This window comes from Brevibacillus sp. LEMMJ03, from assembly GCF_007197875.1.
In the GTDB taxonomy this organism is placed as follows: domain Bacteria; phylum Bacillota; class Bacilli; order Brevibacillales; family Brevibacillaceae; genus Brevibacillus; species Brevibacillus thermoruber.
Genome location: NZ_VKJN01000073.1, coordinates 1 through 469 on the forward strand (window position 1 = coordinate 1; position 469 = coordinate 469).

Consider the following 469-nt stretch of genomic DNA (forward strand, 5'->3'; position numbering starts at 1 on the left):
CCGGCCGGAAAGATGCCGGTTCTGGAAACTTTGTGTTTCACTATAATCCAATGACAAAAGAACTTCATATGAACTCGATAACAGGAAGAGTAGTTGCCTTTCCGGGAGTAATATTCCCTTACGGCCAAGAAATGGTGAATAAAACGGTGACAGATCAAATCCAATGTAAAAACAAAAAAGAATACGGAAAACCAATCTCTTGGTCCGTGGAAGATCACGGGAAATACTATATCATCAAATGTTTGGTGGATGTAGAATCAAATCCATATATTCATTTCTCCACCTCTGACGGAGTGATCGGAGTAGATTGCAACTACAATCATATTGCTTGGACAGATGTTTCAAAAGACGGCAACTTTTTGGAAAGTGGGAAACTTTCGTTTTTGATAGAAGGGAAAACTTCCGGTCAAATCACAAAAATGTTGGAAGCAGAAGCCATTGCTTTAGTGGATATTGCGGTTCGAAAGAA

At 39.4% G+C, this 469-nt stretch carries 1 pseudogene; it reads left to right on the top strand.

The annotated features are described in order from the left end of the window. Positions 1–469 (top strand): annotated as a pseudogene (locus FOI68_RS22855) (IS200/IS605 family accessory protein TnpB-related protein); the annotation flags it as partial.